Source organism: Microcystis sp. M53603_WE2, assembly GCF_030065435.1.
Genome location: NZ_JASJFF010000330.1, coordinates 1 through 3525, shown reverse-complemented (window position 1 = coordinate 3525; position 3525 = coordinate 1). Strand labels below are relative to the sequence as shown.

3 protein-coding genes are annotated in these 3525 nt (G+C 43.8%); 2 read left to right on the top strand and 1 reads right to left on the bottom strand.

Annotation, left to right across the window (positions count from 1 at the left end):
* On the top strand, nucleotides 1–411 hold a 411-nt coding region (locus PX481_RS07150), incomplete at its 5' end, for an inositol monophosphatase family protein (RefSeq protein WP_288094147.1).
* 32 nt (nucleotides 412–443) lie between these two features.
* On the top strand, nucleotides 444–1385 hold the full coding sequence (locus tag PX481_RS07145; RefSeq protein ID WP_002760810.1) for a J domain-containing protein: 942 nt from the start codon (nucleotides 444–446) through the stop codon (nucleotides 1383–1385).
* Between the two features lie 298 nt (nucleotides 1386–1683).
* On the opposite strand, the gene recJ is transcribed toward PX481_RS07145, so the two are convergent.
* Nucleotides 1684–3525, bottom strand: a 1842-nt coding sequence (recJ, locus tag PX481_RS07140) for a single-stranded-DNA-specific exonuclease RecJ (protein ID WP_288094145.1), incomplete at its 5' end; no start/stop codon positions are given.

Genomic DNA, 3525 nt, shown 5'->3' with positions numbered 1-3525 from the left:
GGGTCCACCCTGAACCGTCGTCCCATCCATGTCTCCCGGACGAGTGAACTAGAAAAAAGTTTACTGGTGACAGGCTTTGCCTACGATCGCTGTCAAACCCCCGATAATAATTATGCCGAATTCTGTTATCTGACCCATCTGAGCCAAGGGGTACGCCGCAGCGGTTCTGCTGCCAAAGACTTAACCGATGTGGCCTGTGGGCGCTTAGATGGTTATTGGGAACGAGGGATTAATACCTGGGATCTGGCCGCAGGAATTGTTATTATCGAAGAAGCTGGCGGTAAAATTACCGCCTACGATGAGAGTCCTTTTCTGATGGAAACGGGGCGAATTCTGGCCACTAACGGACACATTCACACCCCCTTAAGCCAGGCTCTGCAAAAAGCCGCCTCTTGGAGTTTTCAGTTTTAATGGGATTATCATTTTAGAGTAGGGTCTGCTGTATGCCTTTTCCGATTTCCCAGGGATTATTTCAATTTGATTTAATCGATCACTTCGCTGTTTTAGGAGTCTCGATCGATGCCGAACATGAGGAGATTCGCGAGCGTTACTTAAAAATCGCCTATAAACTTCACCCCGATACCTGTCGCCTTTACACCCCCGCCGAAAGGGAACAGGCTCATCAGTTACTCGCCAAATTAGTTAACCCAGCCTACGAACATCTAGGCCGCGACCTATCTCGGGAAGAATTCCGCCTTGTTTTAACACAAATGGGTAAGGCAATGGCGCGAGATTCGGGTAAAATCACCATCAATAGCGAACCAGCTAGAAAACTAGCCCAGTCCACCGCTAACTATGAATTAGCCTATCAAAAAATCCTGCAATCTTTGGCGATCGATCAATATACCGCCCTGGAAAATACCTATCAGAAAATCGCCCAACTCAGTGAACTCAATCTGGTTTATCTGATGCTAACCGAAGGTCAGGGCAACAAGAAAACTACCCCGAAAGTCTTTATCTCCCAAGGCAATCCTCGCCAGTCCGAGTTAGTGGTCGCGGCTACCACCACGGCAGCCCCAGCTAAAGCCAAGGAATCGCCCTTAGAAGCCTATATTCGCCGCGCCCAAGCCTCTCTTGACCAAAATAACCCCGCCCAAGCTTTGCGAGAATTGCGCGATGCCCTACGGGAAGAACCAGATAATAGCATCTGTCACGCCCTGCTCGGTTTAGCCTATCTGCGACAAAATCAACTCTCCATGGCCCGGGTTCATATCAATCGCGCTTGGCAAGCCCGCCCCAAAGATGCGACGGTGATTAGGTGCAAACGGGAACTGGATAAAGTAGTTAATCCTAATACTGAAATGGAAGACCAGAAGGGACAAAAAAAGGAAGGGAATACTAAGGGCGGTTTTTGGTCCCTATTTGGTGGTAAAAAGAATAACTAGCTCAAACCATAACGGTATAAGCTTGATACCAAATCGTCATTTTAACCCGCCTGTTACCCCACGCAGGTAACAGGAGAAAAGAAACGATCAGCCCGAGACTCAAGCTCAAACTAGACAGACAAAACAGCTTACCCTGATCAGTAAGTGGGTGGGTGGAATTAAATATAAGATGAACGTAGGTTGGGTTGAAGCATGAAACCCAACGCCCGCATAGTTTACGCTACCGCTAACCCATCCTACAAATAATTGTGCCTCCCTACTTAAAAACGGATTTGGTATTAGATTTATTCAGCCAGCGCTAGATAGCCAAAGCTTTGATGGCAACTTTAATTAAAGTATAAAAACGGGGTTCAGTCACGTTGACTTCTCTAGCTTGTTGTCGATTTTTGCCTAATAAACCAATGCGCTGCCCTTTCTGCACGACTAAAATATCGCCCTGTTCATTTTTGATGCGAATCTCGTTTACATCACCCCAAAAACTACATTGATACATTTTTTCGGCGTGCATAAAAATTGCTTTTTTAATACTATCATTTTCTTGGGGTAATCGCACTCCCACTAATTCAATTTCTATGGTTGTATTACCATTCCAAGTATTTTCTTTGAGTTTATAGGCAATATCTAAACGCGTTGGTAAAGGACAATATTCGCCCCAACGCCAAGCTAGGGCTTTAATTCTGGTATTATCGCTTTGAGCCAGCAATAATTTTAAATGATTTTTTCCGATAGTTTTCTGTTCCACTACTCGCACGTTAGGAGTCCAAAAAACGGGTAATTCATTGCCAATTCCCCAGGGTTGCAAACTATCAATTTGTTGAAAAAGTTGCAGGGTGATTTGTTTAAAGTCGAGGATAGTATCAATTTTAATTAAAGGTTTTAATTGTTCTATTTGTAAAATTTTGTGAGAAAATTGACTTAATCTTTGTTTGAATGCTAGTAAATTAGCTGTGGGTAAACTAAAACCTCCCGCCATTTTATGACCGCCAAATTTTCCTAGTAAATCTTGGCAAAATTGCAGGGCTTCAAAAACGTGAAATTCTTCAATTCCTCTGGCAGAACCGCGAATTTTACCCGTATCTTCTTCCTCGTAAGTACCAATAAAAACCGGCACTCCGTAGCGTTCCACCAAACGGGAGGCTACAATACCAATTACCCCATGATGCCAATCTTTTTCTACCACGACTAAAACTCGATCTTTTTGCCAAAGAATCGGCGTTTCTTCCACTAATTTAATTGCTTCTTCTTCAATTTTTTCGCACAATTCTTGACGGGTACGATTAATTTGTTCGCACTGCATCGCTCTTTCTAAGGCAATTCCGGCATCATCGGTGGTTAATAATTCAATAACTATCTGGGGATCACCAATTCTGCCAATGGCATTAATTCTCGGTCCCAATTTAAAGCCAATATCATCCGGTTGTAATTGCTTTTGTTCCTCGCTAATTCCCGCTATTTGCATGAGGGATTGAATCCCGACTAATTGGGATTTGGGTAATTTTCTTAAACCCCGTTTTAACCAGCGACGATTTACCCCGATTAATGGGGCTAAATCTGCTATAGTGCCTAGGGTAAATAATGCTAATAATGACTCGGTTAATCCCTGTAATTTACCCATTTTTTGGGCAGTTGTCACCGCTAAAATATAGGCGACTCCCACCCCCGCTAATCCCTGATAGGGAGAGTTAGGGGTTAATAATTTTGGGTTGAGAATAGCGGAGGCATTTGGTAAAATTGGCGGCAGATCGTGATGATCGGTGATAATAACTTTTAATCCTAATTCTATCGCTAGGGCGATCGGTTCGTGAGCGGAAATACCATTATCAACGGTGAGAATCAATCCGACTCCCGACTCGGCAAATTCTTCGACAATGCGCTGATTAATTCCGTATCCCTCTTTCATGCGACTGGGTATGGCATGATTTACCCTAGCGCCGAGATGTTTTAAGGCTCTTAGCAGTAAAGATGTACTGGTCATGCCATCGGCATCGTAGTCCCCACAGATAGCAATTTTATCGCGTCTAGCGATCGCTTTTACTAATAAATTGACACTTTTTTCTAAGTCGGGAAATTCTCCCAGGGGAGAGGGTAAGGTATCCGCTTCAGGATCTATATAAGTTTTAGCTAATTCGGGGGTATCAAT